Here is a 23,784-nt window from a genome sequence, read left to right as displayed (position 1 = left end):
CCGCGTGGCGAATGGGTGGCACGGTCGCCGCGCGGCTAGACCGGATCCTTGCTCGGTGGGCCGTCGGGTTGCTGCGGATTGTCGTGATGGTGGCCCGGCGATGGTGGCGATAACGGATCGTCTTCCGGGTCGCGGTTCGGGTCGGCCGGTGGCTCGGGCGTCGGGGTCGTGTGATCGGTCATGGAGAACTCGCACAGTGCGTGACGGCGATGGCGCGGCAGGAGCGCCTCGTCTCCGTTATAGCCAATCGGGCGTGCGTTTGCAGCGGGATTGTGGCGGCGGGCGGTCTGTCATCGGTGCAACCCGGGCACGGGCGGTGTTCGTGCAGGCACCTGCGGCGCGCGGCGCGGGCCAGGCGTTGCATCGCGAGCACGCTGCGCGCGCTCTCGGTCAGCGCAAATCCGCCGGTGTATCGACGTCGCGCACGATGCCGGGATCGTCCACGTCGAGCAGCCTGACCGGCGCGCTGGCGAACAGCGCGCGGGCGCCCGTGTCGCCGTCGAGCGCGGCCAGCGCATCGTAATGGTGCGCGGCGAACCCGACCGGATGGCCGCGCACGCCCCGATGCGCGGGTGCGACGATCGATGCGTCATCGGCGTCGAGCGCGCGCGTGACGGTTTCGTAGGTGGACGCCGCGATCCACGGCATGTCGCCGAGCGCGACGAGCCAGCCGTTCGCGTCGGGCGTCGCACGCACGCCGGCCGCGAGGCTCGCACCCATGCCGCGCGCGGCGTCGGGCGCGTAGACGACGTGGCAGCCGGCTTCGTTCAGCAGCATCGCGAGTTTTTCGGCACCGGGACGCACGACGGCGATCACGTCGGCCGTGGCCGCCGCGAGATGGCGGGCGGCCGCGACCGCAACCGGCGTGCCGTCGGGAAGCAGCGCGAGCAGCTTGCTGTGCTGGCCGCTCGGGTCGAAGCGTTGACCGAGGCCGCCCGCGAGGAGGACGCCGGTGGCGAGTGACGCATAGGACATCGGCGCGGGGGAGAGTGATGCAGGTGCTGCGATTGTGCGGGAGCGGGCAGGGATCGACAAGTGAGGATGTTACCGAGACGGGCGCGTTTCGTCGGAAAGAATGTCAGCACGCGGCTTCGTCGAGCATGTTTTCCTCGACGGGGCCGTAGTTCGCGTGCGATTGATCGTGCATCACGGCCCAATAGCGGTCGCCGAACGACCAATGCCACCATTCCGACGGGTAATTGGTGAAGCCGGCGCTCGTCAGTGCGGCGATCAGCACCTGACGGTTGCGGGCGGCTGCGCGGCTGATGAACGGGTTGTGCGTGTAGCACGCGCCGGATGATTCCTGGTCGGTGGCGTTCATGATGCAGCCCATGTCGAGCTCGATGCCATCCGCCGAGATCAGCGTCAGGTCGACGGCAGCGCCCGTTGGGTGCGCGGCGACTTCCGGCGGCGCGACGTAGTGGCTCGTCAGTGCGATCAGCGCGTCTTCGTCCGGAAGCGGATTCAGCGTGCGACGCAGATGCGCGAGGTGTGCGGAGAAGTAGTCGCGCTGCAGGGCCAGCGGGCGATAGCCTTCCTTGACGTACAGGCGCAGGCCGGCGGGCAGTGCGTGCGCAGCGGCCATCAGCCGTTTGGCCACACCACGGCGCACTTTCAGGAAATGCGGGCTTCTGCTTTCGATGTCGCGGCGGCCGAGATCGACGGCAATGCGCGCATGGAAACCTGCGAGATCGACAAACGCTTCGGGCGACTCCAGTAGGGCGATCGACCGGACAACGGGATCGGAGAGCGAAATCACGATAGTCGACGAAGTGGCGCAATGACGGTTGCGGGCCACGTCCGGCTGGCAGCAGGACGCTCTGTTGCGCAAGGCCGGGCGGTCGTGGTTGATTTGGTCAGACGAATCGCCAATATGCCAGAGTCCGGCGGAGGATGTGTCGCGGGTTGACCCGCGGGCGGGCGACGCTTACCAGAGCGTCTTGACGTGCGCGTAAGCGCGGATTTTTTCGTCGCGCGTGACAAGCGGCGCGCCGAGCCGCCGTGCGGTTGCGACGATCATGCGGTCGGCCGGATCCTTGTGGAACGCGCCGGGCAGGTCGGTGGATTTCGCGGCGATGTCGGCATCGACGGGCACGAAGCGCATGCCGTCGATCTGCGCGACGGTGGCCAGCCACGCGTCGACATCCATCGTCAGCGCGAGGCGGTCGTTGCGCACCAGCATGGCAATCTCCCACGCGGAAATCGCTGATGCGGCGAGCGCGCCTTCACTCCGAGCGCGATCGATCGCGCTTCTCGCTTTCTTGCTGAGTGACGGATCGCCCGCCACCCACCACACCAACGCATGTGTATCCAGCACGATCACCGCGACGCCTCCCAATCATCTTCCGCAATCGGATCGAGAGGATTGTCGTAGCGCATGACCGAGCCGCGCAATATGTCCAACGGCTGAGCCTCGCGTGCGTGATACGGCCGGATTTCGAGTGTCGGCTTGCCGTGATCGGTGACGATCAGGCTTTCGCCCGACGCCTCGACGAGCCGGAAGTATTCGAGTGCGCGGGCCTTGAACTCGGATTTCGAAACGGGAGCGTGCGGCATCATGATATGAGCATAGTCATTTGACGATGGTCATTTTAGTCATGGATTCCGGCGTGACGCAAGCGCAGGGGGGCACGGCTTGGCGGTGCTACCGGTTCCCGCTACGCATCCGCCCACTTCCTCAACAGGTTGTGATAGATCCCCGTCAACGAAATGACCATCGGATCCTTCGCGCCTTTCTCGGCGGACAGCGCCTGAATCTGCGTATCGAGCTGGAACAGCAGCGTGCGGTCGCCGTCGTCGCGCACCATGCTCTGGATCCAGAAGAACGACGCGACGCGCTCGCCGCGCGTCACGGGCGTCACGTGATGCAGGCTCGACGCCGGATACAGCACGAGGTCGCCCGCCGGCAGCTTCGCGCGATGGGTGCCGTACGTATCCTCGACACACAGCTCGCCGCCGTCGTACGCATCGGGTTCTTCGAGAAACAGCGTGGCCGACAGATCGCTGCGCACGCGGAAATCCGTGCCGCGCAGCAGCCGGATCGCGTTGTCGACGTGCGTGCCGAACGTCTCGCCGTCTTCGTAGCGATTGAACAGCGGCGGGAACACCTTGAGCGGCAGCGCCGCCGAGAAGAACAGCGGATGGCGTGCGAGCGCGTCCTGGATCGCGTCGCCCACCGCGCGTGCGGCCGGCGCGCCTTCCGGCAATTGCCGGTTGCGTTTCGCGAGCGCCGACTGCGTGCCGGATGTCGCATTGCCGTCGACCCATTCGGCCGCATCGAGCCGTTCGCGACATTGCGCGACCTGCGCCTTCGTCAATACGCCGGGGATGTGAAGCATCATGATGCGGATTCCATGCAGTGCGGCTGCGGTTGCGGCTGTGGTGGCGTTTGCAATTCCAGCGCCGCCGCACGAAACGCGTCGATCGGCGACGACGCGAGATACGCGCACATCTTCGCGACGAACGCGGGGGTAGCGGTGGCCGGCACGCGCGCGAGCCACGCGAGCGCTTCGTCGATGCGCCCGCGCTCGGCGAGCAGCCGCGCAAGGTTGAACTGGCCGCGGAAGTCGCCGGCCACGGCGGCGCGTCGATAGTGGTCGAACGCGGCGTCGCGGTCGACCGGTACGACCCAGCCATCCTCGTAGAAGCCGCCGATCAGGTTGATCGATTTCGCATGGCCGAGTGCGGCCGCGCGCTGGAACCAGTCGAGCGCATCGGCGCGATTCTCGTCGACGCCGTTGCCGAGCGCGAGCGCCGTCGCGTAGTTGTACATGCCCCAGTCGAGCCCCGCCTGCGCGGCGAGCCGGTACCAGTACACGGCGACCGGCGCGCACGCCGCCGTGCCCCAGCCGAACTCGTAGCAGCGGCCGAGCATGTTCATCGCCATCGCGTGGCCGGCGCGCGCCGCGTGCCGGAACCAGTTGAACGCGGCCGCCGGATCGCGCGCGACGCCATGTCCGTCGAGCAGGTATTGCCCGTAGACGGCTTGCGCATCGACGATGCCGTTGTCGGCCGCCGCCGCGACCCACGCGGCGGCGCGCTCGGGCGGCCCGGCCAGGACGTCGGCGAACTCGCGCGGCGAAACCGACGCGAGCGCCTTCAGCGACACGGCCTCCATCGATCAGTAGCGCGCGTTCAGCGTGACGAACGCCGAGCGGCCCGGTGCGATCGACGCGTAGTGCGCCGGATACGCCTGGTCGAAGTAGGTGCGGTTGAACAGGTTGTTCACGTTCAGCTGCAGGTCGAGCTTCTTGTTGATGCGGTACTGCGCCATCGCATCGAAGCGCCAGTACGACGGCACCGCGTGCTGGTTCGCGGGATCGCCGAACACCTGCGACATGTAGAACGCGCCGCCGCCGACGGTGAACTTCGGCGTCACGTCGTAGTTCGACCACATCGTGAAGCTGTGCTTCGGCGTGTTCGGGAACCGGTTGCCGTTGTTCGCCGTGTCCTTGCCGTTGTCGCGCAGTTCGCTCTTCATGTACGTATAGCCGCCGAACAGCTGCCACTGCTTCGTGATCTGGCCCGCGACGCCGAGTTCGAGACCCTGCACGCGCTTGTTGCCGACCATTGCGTACTGGTTGTTCGGCAGCGTCACGCGCGCGTTGGTCGTATCGATCTGGAACAGCGCGGCGGTCAGCGCGAGCTTGTCGTTCAGTACGTTCCACTTCGTGCCGAGCTCGATGCTGCGGTTCTTTTCCGGGGAAAGCTGATCGGCGTTCGAGCCGACGCCGCCGCGGCCCGGCGTGAGCGACTGCGTTTCGCTGCCTTCGCCGAGCATCATGCCGGCCGGCGTCGACGACGTCGCGTACGACGCATAGATGCTGCCGTTCTGCGCGGGCTTGAACACGAGGCCGGCCTGCCAGTTCACGAGCGTATCGTCACGCGTGGTGGTCTTGCCGCCGTTGGCCTTGGTGTCGGTGAAGCGGGTCGAGTAGTCGTCGATGCGCACGCCGCCGTTGACATGCCAGCGCGGCGTGATCTCGATCGTGTCGAAGCCGTAGATCGACTTCGTCACGGTGCGCGCATGCGTGTAGTCGTTGTTGCGCGTGATCGAGCCGGCCCACGGGTCGTTCGGGTTCGGCGACCACAGGCTCGTGCAGTTGTAGCCCGACGCGGCACCGATGCCGTTCTGGCAGATCTTGCCGTTCGCGGCGGCGACGTTGTACGTGTCGCGCTTGCCCCATTCGCGCGACAGCTCGATACCGGTCGTGAAGCTGTGCTTGAACGGGCCGGTGCGGAATTCGCCGAACAGCTCGGTCTGGTTCGCGAGACTGTTGATCGCGCTGTTGCGGGTGTTCGCGCGCCGCCAGACCTTGCCGTTGACCACGTTGCCCTGGCTGTCGTCGGGCTGCGTCCAGATGTAGTCCTGCGTCGATTCCGTATAGCGCGTGGTGTTGCGGATCGTCAGCGACGACGTGATGTCGTGCTCGATCTTCAGCGTGCTGATGTCCGACGTCGTCTTGCGGAAATCGCGATTGGTCAGGCCGTAGAAGTTGTGGCGGTCGACGGGCGCCGGGCCGTCGGTGGCGACGCCTTTCGGGAGGTTGAAGCCGTAGAAGTACGGGATGCCGCCGTCGGGCATGTCGTCCGTCTGCAGGTGGTAGTAGCTCGCGACGACGCGCGTCGACGTGCCGAGGCCGAACGCGATCGACGGCGCGACGCCCCAGCGCTCGTTGTTCACCGCGTCGCGGCCGGCGACGTCGTTGTTGTGGCTCATCAGGTTCAGGCGGAACGCGGCGTGATCGGCGAACTGCCAGTTGCCGTCGGCCGTGAAGCGGCGATAGCGGTCGGTACCGAGGCCCGCGCTCGCGGCGGCTGTGGTGCCGAGGTGCGGGGCCTTCGTGATCAGGTTGATGCTGCCGCCCGCGCCGCCGCGGCCGCCGTACGCGCCGTCGGAACCCTTGGTGATCTCGATGCGCTCGGTGTTGAAGATCTCGCGCGTCGTCGCGCCGGTGTCGCGCATGCCGTCGACGAACATGCTGCCCTGCGTGTCGTAGCCGCGGATGAACGGACGATCGCCGAGCGGGTTGCCGCCTTCGCCGGCGCCGAACGTGATGCCGGGCACGGTGCGCAGCGCTTCGGTCAGCGTCGACGCGCCGCTGTTCTGGATCAGCTCCTGCGGGATCACGGTGACGGATTTCGGCGTGTCGACGAGCGGCGCGGTGAATTTCGCGGAAGCGGAGAAGTCGGCCTTGCCCTGGACCTCGATCGGCGCGAGATGGCCTTCGGTACCGGCCGGGGCGGGCGGCGGCGTGCCGTCCGCCGCGAATGCCGGGCTTGCGGCGAGCACGCTGCACAGGGTGGTGAATTTGCCGAGCTTCAGCTCGTCGGGACGTGACTTCATGGTGCGCTTCGACCTCGCGGTGTGGCCCCGGGGGCGGTGCGTTGCGGAAATGTGCATGCCGCCGGGAATTATTACGATTTGTTTTCAGGCGGCATTCTATGTAATTTTTTATTGAATGAGAAGCGTTCTTGTTATCACTTGTTAGGAAAGTGTTAACTAATGTGGCGGGTGGTGGTGGGGCGCGCGGGGCGGTATTGATGGCCGAAAGGCCAGCTGTGGCGGCCGTGTCGGGCTGGGTAGAGTGGATCTGTTGCGGATCGCCCGCCATGACATCAAGGTGATAATATGACTGCATTGAAAGCAAATGTGGTGAGGTGCATCATGCCTGTGATTACGGTTCGAAACCTGCCCGATGAAGTGCACCGTGCGCTGCGGATTCGTGCGGCCCAGCATGGGCGCAGCACCGAAGCAGAGGTGCGGGACATCCTCGAGCAGGCCGTTCTGCCGGGTGGTCGGCTCAAGCTGGGGACGCTGCTGGCGGAAATCGGACGGGAGGCGGGCGGCGTCGATTTCGACGCGCAGCGCGACAAGACGCTAACCGACCCGATGAGCTTCGAATGATCCTTGTTGATACGAACGTGATGTCCGAACCGTTGCGGCGCGAGCCGAGCGCGGCCGTGATCGAGTGGCTCGATGCCCAGAACGTCGAAACGCTGTTTCTTGCTGCGATCAGTCTCGCCGAAATGCGCTTCGGCGTGGCGGCATTGCCGGAAGGTCGCAGGCGCGACTGGCTTCACCAAAGCATCGAGCAGCGCGTCGTGCCGCTGTTTCGTGGCCGGATCCTGCCGTTCGACGATGCGGCGAGCAAAGCGTATGCGGACATTCGAGCGCGTGCGCGTGCCTCTGGCAGTGCGATCGCGCCTGCCGATGCTTTTATCGCCGCGACGGCCGAGGCGAACGGGTTGATCATTGCGACGCGCGACGTCGCGCCATTCGAGGCGGTCGGGCTGCGGGTGATCGATCCGTGGGCGTCCCAGGCGCCGATTGCTTGCCTGTCCACCGCGCGAAAAAAATAAAGCGCGCCGGGCTGACCGGCGCGCTTTTCGTCGAGCGTGGGGCGCGTGACTGGTGCGCCCCGGCTGTTCCTTCTCAATCGACCCCGTGAAACACCGCATCCTCCGGCCCGAGGTAGGCCGGCGGGCGCCACGTCGCGTCGCGCATTGAATGCTGGACGAGGTTCTCCACACCGAGCAACACCGCGAAGATCGCCATCCGCACCGGAATGCCATTGTCGGTCTGGCGGAAGATCGCGAGGCGCGGGTCGCGGTTCAGGTCGACCGACAGGTCGTTCGCGCCGGGCCGGCTGTCGCGCGGCAGCGGGTGCATGATCAGCGTGTCCGGTTTGCACACCGAATCGACGAGCGCCTGGTTGATCTGGAAATCCGGCGTGTAGCCTTCGAACGACTCGTCGGTGAAGCGCTCCTTCTGGATCCGCGTCGCATAGACGACGTCCGCGCCGCGCAGCCCGGCTGCGAGATCGGTCGTCTGCTCGATCACATGGCCGTTCGTCGCGATCTGGTCGACGATGTAGGCCGGCATCTCGAGCGTCGGCGGCGACACGAGCGTGAACTTGAGCCCGCGGTACAGCGCGAGCAGCTTGACGAGCGAGTGCACCGTGCGGCCGTACTTGAGGTCGCCCACCAGCGCGATGTGCGCGCCGTCGACGATCTTGCCGAGCCGGGAGAATTCGCGCTGGATCGTATAGAGATCCAGCAGCGCCTGGCTCGGGTGCTCGCCGGGGCCGTCGCCGCCGTTGATCACGGGCAGGTTGGTCGCGCGCGCGAACTCGGCCACCGAGCCTTTCTCCGGATGGCGGATCACGAGCGCGTCGACATAGCCGGCCATCACGCGGCTCGTGTCGTAGATCGATTCGCCCTTCGCCATCGACGAGAACGTGAAGCCCGTCGTGTCACACACGGAACCGCCGAGCCGGCAGAAGGCGGCGCCGAACGACACGCGTGTACGCGTGCTGGCCTCGAAGAACAGGTTGCCGAGCACCGCGCCTTCCAGCACGCGCGAAATCTTGTGGCGGCGCGCGATCGGCTGCATCACGTCGGCCACGCGAAACAGCGCCTCGACCGAATCCCGCGAGAACTGGTCGACCGACAGCAGTTGCGGCTTGCCCTCGAAAAAGAACTGCTTGGCGAGTCCTTGATTATCTACGCTTTGCGTATAGCTGCCACCTTCCGGTATCGAGCGCTCGACGATTTCCGACACGAAGCGTTCGACGATCTCGGGCATCCCGCGCGATTCCTGCGAATCGTCGGGCAAAAGCCACGTATCCAGCGCGCGCCGGCTCACGCCGATGCGGCTGGCGAACGCTTCGCGCGTCATGTTGAGGCGGCGCATGGCGTCGCGGAGGAAGGCTTGCTGGGGAACGGTCATCGGCGGCTCCTGACGAGAAATATACGCGATGCGTATATTAGTTCCTGGCGCGATGAAGTCAAGGAAAATCTGTGCGAACCGGCTGTATGGCCCGCGTGACAGACGGCGGGTTCGTACTGGCGCGCGGCGGCCGTCTCCGTATAATCAGGTCAGGCCCCGTGCCCGGCATCTTGCCGGGCGCCACGCCGCACATGATTCGCCCGTCGGGCTTGTTGATTCCGAGGAGAATGAGAATGACGCGTACGATTGCTGCAATGCTGCTGGTGGTGACCGCCGCGCTCGCCGGTTGCAACACGGTCGCCGGTGTGGGGCAGGACATTTCGAAGGGTGGCCAGGCGATCAGCGATTCGGCTGAAAAGGCCAAGTAAGCCGACCGGTTCCGGAATGCAGAAGGCGCCGGGCCGTCCCGCGATTGCGGGGCGGCCCGGCGCCTTTTTACTTGCGGCCGGCGCTCGATGCCCGTGGCGTCAGGCGTGCTCGACGAACGCGTAACGGCCTTCGACCTTGCGCGGCGTGAACCAGCCGTAGTCGGGGAACAGGCGATTGCGGACGAACCAGACGTAGCCCACCAGCAGGACCGTGATCGCGAGGCTCGGCAGCGCGGTCGACGGATCGCGTCCGAGTTCGGCGATGGTCTTCGGCAACTGCAGCAGCGACAGCAGGATGAACGCGTGGTACGCGCCGACACGATTGGTCGCAAAGCCCCAGATGAACAGCAGCGACAGCGGCACGGTCAGCGCGAGGAATACCAGCGCGAGGCCGTTGCCGGCGCCGGTGGCGAAGAAGTAGTACGTGAGCATGAGGCTGATCGCGAGCTGGGCGATGCCGAGCGCGACCAGGATCCGGATGTGCAGCTTGTTCTTGCGGCAGCGTTCGGGATCGGGGCGCGACGCGATCAGGTGCGCGAGCACGCGATCCTTGAGTCCCTGCCCGGACAGTTCGGCCAATGCGTCGGCCTTCCTCGTTCCCGCGGACAGCAGCACCGCGATTCTTGTTTTGGCTTCCTTCCTGTTCATTGCGTGGCGGATTGTTGTTCGATGGTTGTCAAAGGTCCCGGCCACGCGAATATTGCATCTTGCGGGGTGGGGCGCAACGGTTTTGCGGTGCGCGGACACATTCCTACAGTTGCCGGCTGCATGGCGGGAATGCCGGGAACGACAGCCAGGGCGGCGGGGCGGAGCCGCCGCCGTTTCCGCAACGACGCGATGGGCGCGAGTCAGTCGGTGGCTGTTTGCGCGGCGGGCGGGGGGCGGGACGGTCGATCCGGATTCGCCGGGTGCGTATCGCGAGCTTCGGCTGGCGGTTCGCGTCGCCGCGACGCGCCGACGACCATCCCGGCGACGACCAGCGCGATACCCGCGATACGCGTGCCGCTGAGCGTTTCGCCGAACAGCGCGACTGCGAACAGCACGGCCGAGACCGGCGCGACCGCCGTGAACAGCGCGGCCTCGGTGCCGCTCGTGCGTGCCGAGCCCGCATACCAGCACAGGTAGCCGAGCACGGTCGGCACCAGCGCGTAGTAGGCGATTGCCGAAACCGCGCCGACAGTCCAGCCGGTTGCCACCGCGTGCCATTCGAACGCGGCCGGCACGAGGGCGAGCACGAAGCCGAGGCCGGACATCGCGGTGGACAGCGCCAGCGGCGGCAACGGTGCGGCCAGCCGCCGGTTGAGCAGGATGAATACGGCTTCGCAGGCGACGGCGGCCAGCACCAGCGCATCGCCGGCCAGCGTGCGGAGCGACGGCAGCGCCTGGCCGGGCGCGAACGTGACGAACAGCACGCCGGCCGTTGCGAGCGCGGCGGCCACGCAGTCGCGCGGCGTCTGTCGCTCGCGCAGCACGACAGCCGCGATCAGCGTCGACATCGCGGGCAGCGTGCCGAGCATCACACCCGCATCGAGCGGCGACGACAGCTTCGTGCCGCAGATCAGCAGCACCGTATAACCGACACCGCCCGCCGCCGCCTGGATGACGAGCAGCACGGCGTCGCGTGTGGAGACGCGCGGCCAGCGCATTCGCTGCGCACGCATCAGCGCGAGCAGCAGAGGTGTCGCGATCAGGAAGCGCAGCGCCGTGGCCGCGAACGGCGGCAGGCCGCCGGCCGCGAGACGGCTCGCGATGACGGTGCTGCCGACGCCTGCCATTGCGGCGGCGAGATAGAGATAGCCAATCAGTCGTGTCTTCATGCGCCGCATCGTCGCGTACGGCGGCGGTGCGCGTCTTGAACGAAATTGCAGCGCGCGGGCGTGTCGAATACGGAGCGCGCGATTCGGCATGCCTGTGCGATAGGGGCGGGCGACAGTCACCGCAGTTGTCGATGTGGGCGCGGCCTTCGAGACCGGTGTGTTTGGCGACGGGCTCCTCGGGATGACGGCGGCGTCAAGCGGCCTGCGTGAAGCGCCCCGGTGTGATCCCGAACTGGCGCGCGAACGCACGCGTCAAATGGCTTTGATCCGCAAAGCCGGCTTCGGCCGCGGCATCGGCGATCGGCAAGCCGCTGGCCAGCAGCGCGCGCGCCAGCCGCGCACGCGACTGGATCAGGTACGCGTGCGGTGTGATGCCGAGTTCGCGGGCAAACCCGCGCAGCAACTGGAAGCGGCTGACGCCGCTCAGGTCGGCCAGCTCGGCGAGCGAGACCGGGGCGGCCGGCGCTGCGTCGAGCCGCTCCCGGGCGAGGCGGATCGCCGGTGCGACGCCCGCCGCCGGCAGCGTGCGGTTCGCATGCCGGGCGAGCAGCCCGGCGACGAGCATCACGAGCGCCTCGTCGCGGGCGAGCGGCTGGGATTCCCCCGCGACGATACGTGCATGCAACTGGCCGACGGCGGCCGCGAGCCGCGCGTCGCGCACCGCCGGATGGGCCAGTTCGACGCCGCCGAGGCCTTCTTCCGCCGCCACACCCGCGACCAGCGCGGGCGCGAGGTACAGCATCCGCCAGCGCCGGCCGGTGCCGGCCTCGATCGGCGAGCCGTCGTGCATCTCGCCCGGGTTGACCATGATCGCGTCGCCGGCCAGGGCGTCGACCTGCCCGCGACCGCTCCACGACCGGTGCGCGCCGCTGACGATCACACCGACCCCGAATTCGTCGTGCGCGTGGCGCGGAAATGCACGGTCGGATTCGAGGCTGATGGCCTCGATGCCTTCGTCGGTCCGTCGGTAATGGGTGACGCGGTGCATGTGCGCTCCTCGCGCCGGTTGCGGCGCGGATGTCGTGCACTTTAGCGCGTTCCGGCGGCGCGCGCCCTTCATCCTTTTGGCCGATACCGCGCGATGCGCGCAGCCCCCACCATGTGCACATGAGCAGCGTACATGGCCCGCCGGGCCTGAAGCTGCGCGGGAGACGGCAGGTGGAACGACAGGATCCGGTATTCATTCAGGTTGGCGCGCTCGCGGATGGCTTCGCGCCGGAAGCGAACATCCTCGCATCCGTCGACGCGCTCGCCGGGCGGACGCTTGCGCTCGGCGACACATCGGGTGCGTGGCGCGTCTATACGTTCGAGCCCGGCGCACTGCAGTGGCGTGATGCTGCGACCGATACGGGCGGCCGCGAGCTGTGCCGCGTGACGCGGCTGCGCGACGGGCTGTACTTCGTCGACTACATCGATTCGGCCGCTCGCGCGACGTCGGTCAGTCTCGTGATCGACCTCGACAACGGTGTATGGACGTCGGTCATCGGCACGCTGCCGACCGAAGCCGACACGCGCATTGACGCATTCACGCGGGTTGCGCGCGGGCTGCCGCTGACGGGCGTCGAGGCCGAGTTCCGGCACGGCACGCTCGGCGGCCACACGCAGCCGGGGCCGTTGCACGGGCCCACGCGCGAACTGATCGGCAAGCGGACGATGTATCGCTATAGCCCGACCGAATGCTACGAGCACATCTACCTGAACGAGAATTTCTACGCGTGGCAGTGCCTGCAGGGTGCCGAAGGCGGGCTGGCCGATGTCGACCGCTGCCATTACTTCAGGATTGCAGACGAGCTGTATCTGTTCGTGTGGCGCGAAAAGGTGGTGCCCACGCTCGGCGTCGTGCTGATCGACCTCGCGCAGCGCAAGACCGACGGCAAGATCTTCGGCTACCAGGGCGGCGATTTCGGCACGCTGTCGAACTTCCCGATCGGCGCGTACGCGCAGGTGCTGAACGAAACCGTGCATCCACTTGGCGGCGAGGCGCAACGATGAATGCCGTGCCGGGCAGCGGCCGCCTGCGGGCGGATTTCAGCGGGCGCGTCGTGCTCGTCACGGGCGCCGCGCAGGGAATCGGCGCGGCAATCGCACGCCGATTCGCGGAATCCGACGCGTTCGTCGCGCTTGCCGACCTGAACGCCGAGGCCGCCGCCGCGCAGGCCGATGCGCTCGCGAGCACGGGAGGCGAGGCGCGCGCCTATCGGGTGGATGCCGCCAGCCGCGACGAACTGGGCGCACTGGTCGAGGCGGTCGAGCGCGACGGTGGCCGGCTCGACGTCGTCGTCCACAATGCCGCGTATTTTCCGCTGACGCCGTTCACGCAGATCGACGAGCCGACACTCGACCGGACGCTGTCGGTCAACCTGTCGGCGCTGTTCTGGCTCGCGCAGGCCGCGTTGCCGGCATTCGAGCGCGCGGGGGCGGGGCGGCTGCTCGTCACGTCGTCGGTGACGGGGCCGCGTGTTGTGTATCCGGGGCTCGCGCATTATGCGGCGTCGAAGGCCGGCGTGAACGGCTTCATTCGCGCGGCGGCACTGGAACTCGCGCGCCGCAACGTGACGGTCAACGGCGTCGAGCCGGGCATGATCCGCACGCCGGCGGCCGGCAATCTCGGCGACGCGTCGGTCGCGGCGCAGATCGCGCGCGACATTCCGCTCGCGCGGATGGGCGAGCCGGAAGATATTGCGAACGCGATGCTGTTTCTCGCATCGGCGGATGCCGCGTACATCACGGGGCAGACGATCGTCGTCGACGGCGGTGCGACGTTGCCCGAGAGCGGGGCGGTGCTTGGGGGCGAGTAACGGTCGAGCGGGTAATGACCGGCGGAACAGGGCGGTTCCGGCGGCCCGCTGCGCGTTTGCGCAGCGGGCTTGGCGGGTTCCGCCCGGGGCCTCCGTGCAGGCGTCAGTCCGGCGTCCCGTCATGGTCCCCGAACGGCCTGTCGGGCCAGTCCACCCAGCGGTCCGCGCGGGTCAGCTCGTACGCCTGGTTCATCGGGTAGCGAATGCGGTTGTCGTCGCGCGGACGTTCACCGATCACCATCAGCCTGACTTCGTCCTTCGTGTTGTTGATGAAGGTGTGGCAGATGCCGGTGCCTGCCGGAAACGCGACGGAATCGCCTTCGGCAACGGGGTGAAGCACGCCGTCGATCCAGACGTCGGGCTTGCCCTCGAGCACGTACACAAATTCCTGCTCGGTGCTTTCGGCATGCGGATAGGACGTCCGTCGGCCCGGCAGAAGCCTTACGTGATGAATGCCGATACGCGTGATGCCGAGCTCGGCGGAAAGCGGTGCGTCCAGCGCCATCGGCTCGGTATCGCCGCGATAGCAATGCGCTTCCGGTTCTTCGAGTTCGGTCCAGTGCTTGATGAAATCGGGGCGGGTCATCGGTTGCGCTCCTGTCGGAGGGAGGTCGAGGGTCGCGGTTCAGGCGCCGACGTTGGCGGTGACTCGCGCCCCATCTCGGTGAATGAACCTCGGCCGATAACTTACCAGCGAATGCGGCAGGACGATTGCTCGTCGAATCGCCCGAGCGGCCGTGGCGGCGAAGCCGGCTGGCGTGCTCTCGAATGCCGGCCATGCGGGACGTCAGGCGCCGGTCGGCGCGATTCATGGTAGCCCGATGTCGCGGATCGGGCGATCGACGACGTCGTCGGAAATCAGCGCCGAATCACTTCCGGCGTTGCGCAAATGAATGTCTCCGACGCCATGCGCGCGTGCCGCCCGCCGCGTATCGCCGCGATTACAACCAGCCGTTGCGGATGAACTCGACGATCGAATAGCGGCGGTGCTCGAGATCGTGCTGCCGGACGGCGTCGACGATGCGCGACACGCCGTCTGCGTAAGGCGTCGCACCTACCACGCGCGATTCGAACTGCAGGCTGCACGCGCCGTCGTCGATGCGTATCCGGTGTATCGCGTGGCGGCCGAGCTGATCCTCGGCGACCGCGAATTCGCTGCGCTGCACGTCTGGGTCGCGCACGGAGCGGATGTCTTCCGGCCGCACGCCGAGCGACTGGCCGATCCCGACGGCCGTGCCGGGGACGGACGTCTTGCCGGCCTGGTGCGACTCCGTCAGGCTGATCCGGCAGTCGTGAAACAGGTGGCCGCTGGTTTCCAGCATGCTCATGAACTTGAGCATCAGGATGTTCGTGTTCGGGCACAGCACGACCGGGAAAGCGTGCGAGCCGGTTTCGAGCTCGGAGCCGGTCGACAGTTCGACGAGTGGCGATCCGGTGGCCTCGCAGAACGCGATCACGGCGGGGAGTTCGCGGCCGGAACCGGCATGCACGACGATCGTTCGGGCGTCGCTGCGCTGCGCATCGTCGCGCGCGCTGTCCGACCAGGGGATCACGCGGCAGGTTGCGGGGTCGAGCCGGTGCGCGTCAAGCAGTTCGCTGGCCAGCTTGCCGGTTCCTACGACGAGTACTTGCATGAAGTTGACGGATTGAAGTTCAGGATTCGGGACGGGAAGTGATGCGGGCCGTCAGGGGGCCGGCACGGGCGTGGCGCCGGACCGGCCTCGCGCATTATGCCCGGACGCCCGTCTGTGTGCCCGTCGGGCCTCGCAGGCGGCGGCCCGGTGCGTCAGCTCGCCGACGCCGTCGGCCGCCACGCATTTGCCGCCTTCTGCGTCGCGAGTTGTTTTGCCGTGTGGCTGGTCGTGTTGCCGTTCGAGCCCGTGATCGTGCCGCTCGACGAATACTCGCCGGGGCCGTTGCACGTCACGCTGCCCGACGTCGTTGCGCTGTGGCCGTCGGAGCCCGTCAGCGAACCCGTGTGCGAGCAGGTGCCGCCCGCGCAGCTCGTGTCGCCGCTGTGTTCGACCGAGCGCCCGTTCGGGCCGACCGCGATGCCGCTGTTCGAGAACTGGCCCGGCGGATACATGCATGCAGACCGTTTCGACATCACGTAAAAGGAAGCTTGCAAATGGCGACGGGGCCATGCATGCCCGAAAAGAACGCCTGGCCCCAAGCGATCGTGTGCCCGGCCACGGGTTGCACGATTGAAACAATTCTCGATAAATCACAGCAATGAGAGGCGCGGGAATCGAGCGTTTGCCATCGACGCAACTCCGCATCGTTCGTACGTTTCCTTGCCGCGCGCGGGACTTGGCGAATCGGCATGGCCTCCTGGCGTTTCAGAACTGAAACAACGCTGGGGTCCGAACGGTGCATCACATCGCCTATTGACCGCACAGCCCCTTGGTCATTGAGCTGCCGAGTGCTGGTCTGCTCCTTGCTCACGTGTTTCGCACACATCCAAGCCGCACGGCCGTATCGCCAGTGCAGGCGACGAACAGACAACACGAAAATCGGGGAAATCATGTCCAAGTACGCTACGGGCGCCCTATGGCTGCCTACACGTATCACCGTTCCGTCCATGTCGATTGAGCAGCGCACACGCGCGCGATGAGCGCTCGATAAACGACATGTTCGGGGCGAGCATGAAAAACAGAAAAGTCTTGTATTCGCCACCTGCACGGCCGGCATGCATCGCCGATGGTTTGCCGCTTCCAGCAGGTGCGACAGGGGACGTCGAACCCGGCTTGCGGGTGGCCGTCGGCGCGCTTTCGCAGCGGGCGTTGCAACTTCTGAATGTCGGGCACTTCGAGCAAAGTGCCGCGTGTGCGAGACAGGCCATCTCCATCGATCAGGGCAGCGGCTTCCTGCGTTTGCTCCTGGGCGTGGCATTGACCCAAGGTGGTCGAACACACGAGGCGCTTGAGGTGTTCACTCGGGCTGCCGCGCTCGCGCCGCATGATCCGCAGATTCGCTACAACCTGGCCGTTGCCTTGCACGAATCCGGGCAGCAAGAACGCGCGATGGTTGAGTATCGCGCCTGCCTGGAAAGAGATCCGGATTGTGCCAATGCGTTATGGAATTACGGCGAGCTTCTCCGGCTCCGGGAGCATTTCGACAAGGCGCTCGAATGCTTTGACCGGCTGGCTCACCTCGAGGGCAGATTGCGCGACAAAGCGGCACACCGAATGGCCGTGTGCTGCGCTTATCTGGGACTGGATGAGCGTGCCCGGGCCCTGTTCGAGACGCAAATTGCCGCAGACGACGATCCGGTCACGCATTGGGAATACGCGCATTTTCTGCTTGGCAGGGGGCGGTTCAGGGACGCCTGGCCGCATTATGCGAGGCGTTTCGATGCGGGCAACGAAATCAGCCTCAAGGGCATGAGCTTTCCGTATTCCACATGGAGTGGCCAGTTCGAATCGGGCTCGACATTGATTGTTTCCGGCGAACAGGGAGCCGGTGACGAGATTCTGTTTGCCGCGTTTCTGCCGCTGCTGCTGAAGCGGGCGCGGTCGGCCAACATGCGCGTGGTGGTGGTGTGCCGGCCCGCGCTGGTGCGGCTGTTCCGCGAGAGTTTCCCGTCGGCATCGGTATTGGGGGGAATGGTCACGCAAGAGTCAGATCTTCGCGCATTCGCTCAAGAGTCCTCAAGAATCTGGCGAATCCAGATCGGCGATTTACCTTTGTGGCTGGACAAACCTGAGCCGATCGCTTATCTGAAGCCCGCGCTGGAGGATCAGCGCACGGCGCGGCAGTTGGTCGCGCAGTCTCGCTCGGGCGATGGCTGCCGGCATATCGGCATCGTGTGGTCGGCCAATCCCGTCTCGACCGCGTCGAACCGGCTTGCGCGCAGTGTGCCGTCGGAGCTGCTGAACGCATATCTGAAAAACATTGGCGGTGTGCACTTCTATTCTCTGATGCCCACTGAGCATCGCGCGGTTCTCGCCGGTGTGCCCGATTTGCCTGTTACCGATCTTTCTCATTTTTTGACCGACTTCAGCCGGACTGCAGCGGCAATGCAGTGTCTGGATGAAATCGTGTCGGTGTGTACGTCGAGCGCCAACCTTGCAGGTGCGCTTGGACTGAAGACACATGTGCTTTTGCAAAAGCATGCCGATTGGCGGTGGTTTGGCGACACCGCCTGGTATCCCGATGTCGTGACATACAGGCAAGAAGCGCGCGCGGACTGGGGAACCTGTCTGCAAGCGCTCTCCGCGAACTGGCGCTGATGAGAACTGGGGGCGAACATGAACAAGATCTACAAGTGCATTTTCAGCAAGCGGCTGAATCAGATGATTGCTGTCGCGGAGTGCGTGGCCGGACAGGGGAAGTCAGGCGGGCGAACCCGGGCGGTGCGGCGGGTGCGTGCGGTGGCGGCTGCGGCGTTGGTGGCTGGTGCGTGCATGTCTTTGTCGCAGGTGGGGTGGGCGGACGGCACCTGCCAAAACGCCGGCACCGGCAACAGCAACATTTGTGGAAGTGGTGTGAGCAACAACGCTGGGGCAGGCGGGAGCGACAGCACGTTCTACGGATATCGCAGCGGACAAGGCAGTAGCGGAGTCAGCGCCGGTTACAACACGGCAGTCGGGGCCAATTCGGGGAGCGGTCTCGCGGGGGACTACAACACGGCCATTGGAGCGGGCGCCGGGCAGAACTTAACCGGAAACGGAAACGTGGCGTTGGGCGTGAATGCAGGTGCTGGAGTCAGTGCGTCCAACACCGTCGCGATCGGCTACGGTGCGACCGGCGCTGGGCAAAATTCGGTGGCAATCGGCGGCAGTGTGACGGCCACTGGGTCAAACAGCGTTGCTTTGGGTTACGGTAGCACCGACGGGGGGCAGAGTAACGTGGTGAGCGTGGGCGCTGGCAGCGGTACGCTGGCAACGCGCAAGATCATCAATGTTACGGCCGGGACCGTGACATCGACGTCAACGGATGCGGTTAACGGCTCGCAGCTTTTCAGCTTGTCGACGTCGGCTTCGACCGGCATCAGCACGGCGCAAAGCGGGGTGAACTCGCTGTCGACGGGGTTGAGCACCACCAACAGCAACGTGACGAGCCTGTCGACCTCGAGCTCGACGGGGATCAGCACGGCGCAGAGCGGAGTGAACTCGCTGTCGACGGGGCTGAGCACCACCAACAGCAACGTGACGAGCCTGTCGACTTCGACCTCGACGGGGATCAGTACGGCCCAGAGCGGCGTGAACTCGCTGTCGACGGGGCTGAGCACCACCAACAGCAACGTGACGAGCCTGTCGACTTCGACCTCGACGGGGATCAGTACGGCTCAGAGCGGGGTGAACTCGCTGTCGACGGGGCTGAGCACCACCAACAGCAACGTGACGAGCCTGTCGACTTCGACCTCGACGGGGATCAGTACGGCTCAGAGCGGCGTGAACTCGCTGTCGACGGGCTTGAGTACGACGAACAGCAACGTAACGAGTTTGTCGACTTCGAGCTCGACGGGGATCAGCACGGCGCAGAGCGGAGTGAACTCGCTGTCGACGGGTTTGAGTACGACGAACAGCAACGTGACGAGCCTGTCGACCTCGAGCTCGACGGGGATCAGCACGGCGCAGAGCGGAGTGAACTCGCTGTCGACGGGTTTGAGTACGGCAAATAGCAAAGTGACGAGTTTGTCGACTTCGAGCTCGACGGGGATCAGCACGGCACAAAGCGGTGTGGGCTCGCTGTCGACCGGCCTGAGCTCGACGAACAGCAGCGTGACGAGCCTGTCGACTTCGGCAGCGGCGGAGATCAGCACGGCACAAAGCGGTGTGGGCTCGCTGTCGACCGGCCTGAGCTCGACAAACAGCAACGTGACGAGCCTGTCGACTTCGAGTTCGACGGGGATCAGCACGGCACAAAGTGGCGTGGGCTCGCTGTCGACGGGATTGAGCACGACGAACAGCAGCGTGACGAGCCTGTCGACGTCGACCGCGGCGGGGATCAGCACGGCACAAAGCGGCGTGGGCTCACTTTCGACGGGCTTGAACGCGACAAATAGCAACGTGACAAGCCTGTCGACTTCGACCGCGGCAGGGATCAGCACGGCACAAAGCGGTGTGGGCTCGCTGTCGACGGGATTGAGCACGACAAACAGCAGCGTGACGAGCCTATCGACTTCTGCAGCGGCGGGGATCAGCACGGCACAAAGCGGTGTGGGCTCGCTGTCGACGGGATTGAGCACGACAAACAGCAGCGTGACGAGCCTATCGACTTCGGCAGCGGCAGGAATCAGCACGGCACAAAGCGGTGTGGGCTCACTGTCGACCGGCTTGAACGCGACAAACAGCAGCGTGACGAGCCTGTCCACTTCGGCAGCGGCAGGGATCAGCACGGCACAAAGCGGTGTGGGCTCGCTGTCGACCGGCCTGAGCTCGACGAATAGCAACGTGACAAGCCTGTCGACTTCGGCAGCGGCAGGGATCAGCACGGCACAAAGCGGTGTGGGCTCGCTGTCGACCGGCCTGAGCTCGACGAATAGCAACGTGACAAGCCTGTCGACTTCGGCAGCGACGGAGATCAGCACGGCACAAAGCGGCGTGGGCTCGCTGTCGACGGGCCTGAACGCGACGAACAGCAGCGTGACGAGCCTGTCGACTTCTGCAGCGGCGGGGATCAGCACGGCACAAAGCGGCGTGGGCTCGCTGTCGACCGGCCTGAGCTCGACGAACAGCAGCGTGACGAGCCTGTCGACCTCGACCGCGGCAGGGATTAGCACGGCACAAAGCGGTGTGAGTTCGCTATCGACGGGCCTGAACGCGACGAACAGCAGCGTGACAAGCCTGTCGACTTCGGCAGTGGTGGGGATCAGCACGGCACAGAGCGGTGTGGGCTCGCTGTCGACTGGCTTGAGCACGACCAACAGCAATGTCAGCTCGTTGTCGACGGGCCTGAACACAACGAACAGCAACGTGACGAGCCTATCGACTTCGGCAGCGGCGGGGATCAGCACGGCACAAAGCGGTGTGAGCTCGCTGTCGACGGGCCTGAACGCGACGAACAGCAACGTGACGAGCCTGTCGACCTCGACTGCAGTGGGCATCAGCACGGCGCAAAGCGGCGTGGGCTCGCTGTCGACCGGCTTGACCGCGACGAACAGCAGCGTAACGAGCCTGTCGACTTCGGCAGCGGCGGGGATCAGCACGGCGCAAAGCGGGGTGAGCTCGCTATCGACGGGCCTGAACACGACGAACAGCAGCGTAACGAGCCTGTCGACTTCGGCAGCGGCGGGGATCAGCACGGCACAAAGTGGTGTGGGCTCGCTGTCGACGGGATTGAGCACGACGAACAGCACGCTCGGTGCGCTGTCGACGCAGGAGTCGACCGACGTGGGTTCATTGTCGACCAGCCTGAACACGACGAACAGCAGCGTGACGAGCCTGTCGACTTCGGCAGCGGTTGGTATCAGCACGGCACAAAGTGGTGTGGGCTCGCTATCGACCGGCTTGAGCACGACGAACAGCACCGTCGGTGCGCTGTCAACGCAAGAATCGACCGACGTGGGTTCGTTGTCGACCAGCCTGAACACGACCAACAGCAATGTCAGCTCGCTGTCGACGGGCTTGAATACGACGAACAGCAGCGTGACGAGCCTTTCGACTTCGACCGCGGCAGGGATTAGCACGGCACAAAGCGGTGTGGGCTCGCTGTCGACGGGATTGAGCACGACGAACAATACCGTCAGTGCATTGTCGACGCAGGAGTTGACCGATGTGGGTTCATTGTCGACCAGCTTGAATACGACGAACAGCAACGTGACGAGCCTGTCGACTTCGACTGCGGCAGGGATCAGCACGGCACAAAGCGGTGTGGGCTCACTGTCGACGGGCCTGAGCACGACCAACAGCACGCTCGGTGCGTTGTCGACGCAGGAATCGACCGACGTAGGTTCATTGTCGACCAGCTTGAATACGACCAACAGCAGCGTGACGAGCCTGTCGACTTCGGCAGCGGCAGGGATTAGCACGGCACAAAGCGGTGTGGGCTCACTGTCGACGGGCCTGAGCACGACCAACAGCACGCTCGGTGCGTTGTCGACGCAGGAATCGACCGACGTGGGCTCGTTGTCGACCAGCCTGACCACGACCAACAGCAGCGTGACGAGCCTGTCGACTTCGGCTGCGGTTGGGATCAGCACGGCACAAAGTGGTGTGGGCTCACTGTCGACGGGGCTGAGCACGACGAACAGTACCGTCAGTGCATTGTCGACGCAGGAGTTGACCGATGTGGGTTCATTGTCGACCAGCTTGAATACGACCAACAGCAGCGTGACGAGCCTGTCGACTTCGGCAGCGGCAGGGATCAGCACGGCACAAAGCGGTGTGGGCTCGTTGTCGACCAGCCTGAACACGACCAACAGCAGCGTGACGAGCTTGTCGACCTCGACCGCGGCAGGGATCAGCACGGCAAAAAGCGGTGTGAGCTCACTGTCGACCGGCCTGAACACGACGAACAGCACCGTAGCCAGCCTGTCGACCTCGACTGCAGCGGGCATCAGCACGGCACAAAGCGGTGTGGGCTCACTGTCGACGGGCCTGAACACGACGAACAGCACCGTAGCCAGCCTGTCGACCTCGACTGCAGCAGGCATCAGCACGGCACAAAGCGGCGTGACCTCACTGTCGACCGGCCTGAACACCACGAACAGCACCCTTGGCGCGCTGTCGACCCGGGAAACGACCGACGTGGGCTCACTGTCGACCAGCCTGAATACGACAAACAGCAGCGTCGGCTCGCTGTCGACGAGCCTGACCACGACGAACAGCAATGTCAGTTTGCTCTCCACGGGTTTGAACACGACCAACAGCACGGTCGGCTCGCTGTCGACGAGCTTGAACACGACGAACAGCAGAGTCGGTTCACTGTCGACGGGCCTGATCATGACCAACAGTAGCGTCACCAGCCTGTCGACATCGGCATCAACGGGAATCAGCGCGGCGGCGACCGGCGTGACCTCGCTATCCACGAGCCTGAACACGACAAACAGCAATCTGGCCTCGTTGTCTACGTCGTATTCCGGCTCGATTTCCTCCTGGCTCAACAGCCTGAGCACGGTCAATAACAACCTTTCGACGTTGAGCGTTTCCACATCGACCAGCGTGGTTCAGCTCTTCACAGGCGTTGCGTCTCTTTCGACCGGCCTGAGCACGACAAACGGCAAGGTGACGACGCTGAATACCGCGGTGACATCGCTGTCGACGGGGCTGGCCTCCCTGTCCACGCAGATAAACTCACCGGGGTTCGGCAAAGGGGGATCGCAAGGCACGAGTACGCCTGCTTCCACCGCGCTCTCGACATCGACCTCGACATCGACCTCGACAAGTACCAGCACCAGTACCGCGCAAAGCACCACACCGTCCGCGACGGCTTCTCTGTCCACCAGTTCGGGATCGCTCTCGACCAGTACGAAAGCATCCTCCGCCGCGCAACTTGTTCAGGGTATGACGGCCGCGTCGGCCACGGCAGGCGCCGCAGCCCAGGCCGTCGACAGCTCCGCCACGGCAGCCGGTACCAACGCGCTCGCTGCGGGAAGCAACTCGGTAGCGCTGGGTGCGGGAGCGGCAGCGACAGCGGCGAATTCGGTTGCGCTAGGCGCGAACTCGGTCGCGAGCGAGGCGAACACGGTGTCGGTAGGCTCGGTAGGCAACGAACGCAGGATCACGAACGTTGCTCCCGGGATGAATCCGATGGACGCGGTCAACATGTCGCAACTGGGAGCCGTACAGTCGAACGTCAACCAGGTGGCAAGGATGGCCTATTCCGGCATTGCCGGTGCCGCCGCGCTGACGATGATTCCTGAAGTCGATCCCGGGAAGACGCTCTCGGTCGGCATAGGAACGGCCGGCTACCAGGGCTATCAGGCAATGGCAGTCGGTTTCACGGCCCGAATCACGAACAACCTGAAGGTCAAGGGAGGCGTGGCGATCAACGGAGCGGGCGGCAGTACGTACGGCGCTGGCGCATCCTACCAGTGGTAAGTAGCACATACGCGCTCGGGTGAACCATCATGTGAATCGGAATCCCAGTTCTCACGCACGCCGGCCGGAACGTCCGGGAAAACG

21 protein-coding genes and 1 pseudogene are annotated in these 23,784 nt (G+C 65.4%); 7 read left to right on the top strand and 15 right to left on the bottom strand.

Going from position 1 to position 23,784, the window contains the following annotated elements; all coding sequences use genetic code 11:
- Nucleotides 1-35: 35 nt before the first annotated feature.
- From CFB50_RS39675 to CFB50_RS28815, 8 genes are all read right to left on the bottom strand, one after another.
- Nucleotides 36-182, bottom strand: a complete 147-nt coding sequence (locus CFB50_RS39675) for a hypothetical protein (RefSeq protein ID WP_166896045.1) — start codon at nt 180-182, stop codon at nt 36-38.
- Nucleotides 183-390: 208 nt separating this feature from the next.
- Complete coding sequence (locus CFB50_RS28845) at nt 391-975, bottom strand: nucleotidyltransferase family protein (protein WP_089448092.1); 585 nt, start codon at nt 973-975, stop codon at nt 391-393.
- A gap of 103 nt (nt 976-1,078) precedes the next feature.
- On the bottom strand, nt 1,079-1,759 hold the full coding sequence (locus tag CFB50_RS28840; RefSeq protein ID WP_256979339.1) for a M15 family metallopeptidase: 681 nt from the start codon (nt 1,757-1,759) through the stop codon (nt 1,079-1,081).
- A 168-nt stretch (nt 1,760-1,927) separates the two neighbouring features.
- Nucleotides 1,928-2,323, bottom strand: coding sequence for a type II toxin-antitoxin system VapC family toxin (locus CFB50_RS28835; RefSeq protein ID WP_089448450.1), 396 nt, complete (start codon nt 2,321-2,323; stop codon nt 1,928-1,930).
- A complete protein-coding gene (locus CFB50_RS28830; protein WP_011659184.1) occupies nt 2,320-2,559 on the bottom strand; it encodes a type II toxin-antitoxin system Phd/YefM family antitoxin in 240 nt (79 codons plus the stop codon). The genes CFB50_RS28835 and CFB50_RS28830 overlap by 4 nt, the downstream gene beginning before the upstream one ends.
- Before the next feature lie 98 nt (nt 2,560-2,657).
- Nucleotides 2,658-3,341, bottom strand: a complete 684-nt coding sequence (locus CFB50_RS28825) for a Fe2+-dependent dioxygenase (protein ID WP_089448090.1) — start codon at nt 3,339-3,341, stop codon at nt 2,658-2,660.
- The gene (locus tag CFB50_RS28820) at nt 3,338-4,117 is read right to left on the bottom strand and encodes a tetratricopeptide repeat protein (RefSeq protein ID WP_089448089.1); all 780 of its coding nucleotides are present in this window, start codon (nt 4,115-4,117) and stop codon (nt 3,338-3,340) included. The genes CFB50_RS28825 and CFB50_RS28820 overlap by 4 nt, the downstream gene beginning before the upstream one ends.
- A 3-nt stretch (nt 4,118-4,120) precedes the next feature.
- Nucleotides 4,121-6,346: a TonB-dependent receptor gene (locus CFB50_RS28815; RefSeq protein ID WP_089448088.1), complete on the bottom strand. Its 2,226-nt coding sequence runs from the start codon at nt 6,344-6,346 to the stop codon at nt 4,121-4,123.
- 321 nt (nt 6,347-6,667) lie between these two features.
- Between CFB50_RS28815 and CFB50_RS28810 the strand changes: the two genes are divergently transcribed.
- Together CFB50_RS28810 and CFB50_RS28805 are read left to right on the top strand one after the other, a co-directional pair.
- Complete coding sequence (locus tag CFB50_RS28810; RefSeq protein ID WP_089448087.1) at nt 6,668-6,907, top strand: FitA-like ribbon-helix-helix domain-containing protein; 240 nt, start codon at nt 6,668-6,670, stop codon at nt 6,905-6,907.
- Complete coding sequence (locus CFB50_RS28805) at nt 6,904-7,362, top strand: type II toxin-antitoxin system VapC family toxin (RefSeq protein ID WP_089448086.1); 459 nt, start codon at nt 6,904-6,906, stop codon at nt 7,360-7,362. Before CFB50_RS28810 ends, CFB50_RS28805 begins: the two co-directional genes overlap by 4 nt.
- Nucleotides 7,363-7,435: 73 nt before the next feature.
- On the opposite strand, the gene CFB50_RS28800 is transcribed toward CFB50_RS28805, so the two are convergent.
- Nucleotides 7,436-8,731 (bottom strand): aspartate carbamoyltransferase, encoded by a 1,296-nt coding sequence (locus CFB50_RS28800; RefSeq protein ID WP_089448085.1) that lies wholly within the window; start codon nt 8,729-8,731, stop codon nt 7,436-7,438.
- Between the two features lie 233 nt (nt 8,732-8,964).
- On the opposite strand from CFB50_RS28800, the gene CFB50_RS28795 reads away from it, so the two are divergent.
- Nucleotides 8,965-9,099 carry an entericidin A/B family lipoprotein gene (locus CFB50_RS28795; RefSeq protein WP_006485835.1) on the top strand — a complete coding sequence of 45 codons (135 nt, stop codon included), beginning with the start codon at nt 8,965-8,967 and terminating at the stop codon, nt 9,097-9,099.
- Between the two features lie 99 nt (nt 9,100-9,198).
- Here the strand turns inward: CFB50_RS28795 and CFB50_RS28790 are convergent, their stop codons facing one another.
- From CFB50_RS28790 to CFB50_RS28780, 3 genes are all read right to left on the bottom strand, one after another.
- The gene (locus tag CFB50_RS28790) at nt 9,199-9,747 is read right to left on the bottom strand and encodes a permease (RefSeq protein ID WP_089448084.1); all 549 of its coding nucleotides are present in this window, start codon (nt 9,745-9,747) and stop codon (nt 9,199-9,201) included.
- Nucleotides 9,748-9,947: 200 nt separating this feature from the next.
- Nucleotides 9,948-10,916 (bottom strand): DMT family transporter, encoded by a 969-nt coding sequence (locus tag CFB50_RS28785; protein ID WP_089448083.1) that lies wholly within the window; start codon nt 10,914-10,916, stop codon nt 9,948-9,950.
- 193 nt (nt 10,917-11,109) lie between these two features.
- Nucleotides 11,110-11,904 carry an AraC family transcriptional regulator gene (locus CFB50_RS28780; RefSeq protein WP_089448082.1) on the bottom strand — a complete coding sequence of 265 codons (795 nt, stop codon included), beginning with the start codon at nt 11,902-11,904 and terminating at the stop codon, nt 11,110-11,112.
- A 170-nt stretch (nt 11,905-12,074) separates the two neighbouring features.
- Between CFB50_RS28780 and CFB50_RS28775 the strand changes: the two genes are divergently transcribed.
- Both CFB50_RS28775 and CFB50_RS28770 read left to right on the top strand, forming a co-directional pair.
- Entirely contained in the window at nt 12,075-12,908 is an 834-nt protein-coding gene (locus CFB50_RS28775; protein WP_089448081.1) for a molybdenum cofactor biosynthesis F family protein, read from the top strand.
- On the top strand, nt 12,905-13,714 hold the full coding sequence (locus CFB50_RS28770) for an SDR family oxidoreductase (RefSeq protein ID WP_089448080.1): 810 nt from the start codon (nt 12,905-12,907) through the stop codon (nt 13,712-13,714). Before CFB50_RS28775 ends, CFB50_RS28770 begins: the two co-directional genes overlap by 4 nt.
- A gap of 103 nt (nt 13,715-13,817) precedes the next feature.
- Here the strand turns inward: CFB50_RS28770 and CFB50_RS28765 are convergent, their stop codons facing one another.
- The 3 genes and pseudogenes from CFB50_RS28765 to CFB50_RS40240 all read right to left on the bottom strand — a co-directional run.
- Entirely contained in the window at nt 13,818-14,300 is a 483-nt protein-coding gene (locus CFB50_RS28765; protein ID WP_089448079.1) for a cupin domain-containing protein, read from the bottom strand.
- Between the two features lie 355 nt (nt 14,301-14,655).
- The gene (locus CFB50_RS28760) at nt 14,656-15,348 is read right to left on the bottom strand and encodes a dihydrodipicolinate reductase (RefSeq protein WP_089448078.1); all 693 of its coding nucleotides are present in this window, start codon (nt 15,346-15,348) and stop codon (nt 14,656-14,658) included.
- Between the two features lie 212 nt (nt 15,349-15,560).
- Nucleotides 15,561-15,791 (bottom strand): annotated as a pseudogene (locus CFB50_RS40240) (hypothetical protein); the annotation flags it as partial.
- A 568-nt stretch (nt 15,792-16,359) separates the two neighbouring features.
- Here CFB50_RS40240 and CFB50_RS28750 point away from each other — a divergent pair.
- Nucleotides 16,360-17,946, top strand: coding sequence for a tetratricopeptide repeat protein (locus tag CFB50_RS28750; RefSeq protein WP_179254242.1), 1,587 nt, complete (start codon nt 16,360-16,362; stop codon nt 17,944-17,946).
- Between the two features lie 18 nt (nt 17,947-17,964).
- The gene (locus CFB50_RS40645) at nt 17,965-23,700 is read left to right on the top strand and encodes a YadA-like family protein (protein ID WP_089448449.1); all 5,736 of its coding nucleotides are present in this window, start codon (nt 17,965-17,967) and stop codon (nt 23,698-23,700) included.
- The last annotated feature ends 84 nt before the right edge of the window (nt 23,701-23,784 follow it).

This window comes from Burkholderia sp. AU33423, assembly GCF_002223135.1.
GTDB lineage: Bacteria > Pseudomonadota > Gammaproteobacteria > Burkholderiales > Burkholderiaceae > Burkholderia > Burkholderia lata_D.
The sequence above is the reverse complement of the archived record's forward strand: the minus strand, read 5'-3'. Positions and strand labels throughout refer to the sequence as shown.